This window comes from Pseudonocardia nematodicida, from assembly GCF_040105385.1.
GTDB classification, from domain to species: domain Bacteria; phylum Actinomycetota; class Actinomycetes; order Mycobacteriales; family Pseudonocardiaceae; genus Pseudonocardia; species Pseudonocardia nematodicida.
On sequence record NZ_JBEDNQ010000022.1, the window covers coordinates 1 to 1,425 of the forward strand.

1 protein-coding gene is annotated in these 1,425 nt (G+C 69.4%); it reads right to left on the reverse strand.

Annotated features, from left to right (window positions below; translation table 11 throughout):
• Positions 1-52: 52 nt before the first annotated feature.
• Positions 53-1,306 carry an IS256 family transposase gene (locus tag WIS52_RS31625; RefSeq protein WP_349302109.1) on the reverse strand — a complete coding sequence of 418 codons (1,254 nt, stop codon included), beginning with the start codon at positions 1,304-1,306 and terminating at the stop codon, positions 53-55.
• Positions 1,307-1,425: the final 119 nt, after the last annotated feature.

A 1,425-nucleotide genomic window follows, 5' to 3' on the forward strand; every position in this document is an offset into this window, starting at 1 on the left:
CGGTCAAGTCCTGTGGCGTGGTGTGTGACGGCTGACGCGTGATCTTGCTGGGTCAGGCGCTCAGCGCCGGGATCGTCGGGGTGGGTGCAGCCTCCTGCTCGGTGGTCGGTGAGGGGTCAGTGGCGGCGCGGGCCCGGTTGAGGATCTCGAGGCCGAAGTAGCGGCGGCCTTCGGCCCATTCGTCGTGTTGTTCGGCGAGCACGGCGCCGACCAGGCGGATGATGGAGTCTCGGTCGGGGAAGATTCCGACGACGTCGGTGCGTCGGCGGATTTCGCGGTTGAGGCGTTCGGTGGGGTTGTTCGACCAGATCTGGCGCCAGATCTCGCGCGGGAACGCAGTGAAGGCGAGCACGTCCGCCCGGGCCTGGTCGAGGTGGTCGGCGACCTGCGGGAACTTCTCATCTAGGGCGGCGTGGACGCGGTCGAACTGGGCGTGGACGGAGGCGGCATCGGGCTGGTCATAGACCGAGTGCAGCAGCGTCTTGACCCACGGCCACGAGCTCTTCGGGGTCGCGGACATCAGGTTCGCCGCGTAGTGGGTGCGACACCGCTGCCAGGCCGCGCCGGGCAGGGTCGCCCCGATCGCGGCCACCAGCCCGGCGTGGGCGTCGGAGGTGACCAGCCGCACCCCGTGCAGGCCGCGGGCGGTCAGATCGCGGAAGAACCCGAGCCAGCCGGCGCCGTCCTCGCCGGAGGTGACCTGCAGTCCGAGGATCTCTCGGTGCCCGTCGGCGTTCACGCCGGTGGCCAGCAGGGCATGCACGTTGACTACCCGTCCGCCCTCGCGGACCTTGATCACCAGGGCGTCGGCGGTGACGAAGGTGTAGGGCCCCTGGTCGAGCGGGCGGGCGCGGAACTCGGCGACGTGGGCGTCGAGATCGGCGGCCATGACCGAGACCTGCGACTTCGACAGCCGAGTGATGCCCAGGGAGTCGACAAGCTTCTCCATCCGCCGTGTGGAGACCCCGAGCAGGTAGCAGGTCGCGACCACCGTGGTCAGGGCCCGCTCGGCGCGGCGACGGCGCTCGAGCAGCCAGTCCGGGAAGTACGACCCGGTGCGAAGCTTCGGGATCGCCACGTCGAGGGTGCCGGCACGGGTGTCGAACTCGCGGTGCCGGTAGCCGTTACGCACGTTCACCCGGTCCTGGTCACGCTCGCCGTAGGCGGCGCCGCAGACCGCGTCGGCCTCGGCTGACATCAGCGTGCTGATGAACGTGGTCAACATCTGGCGCAGCAGATCCGGACTCGCCTGGGCCAGCTGCTCGTGCAGGAACGCCGTGGGGTCGATACTGGAGGGTGCGGTCATCGCGTGATCTCGCTTCTTGGGTGCTGTGAGAGGTGTTCAAGAAGATCACGCGGTGGCCGCCCTACACGAGGTTCCGCCCGTCGCCGGGCCGGTCACACACCACTCTGCTGGACGCCACT

Coding starts and splice junctions, on each gene's coding strand:
- WIS52_RS31625 (WP_349302109.1), bottom strand. CDS start 1,306: ATGACCGCACCCTCCAGTATCGACCCCACGGCGTTCCTGCACGAGCAG.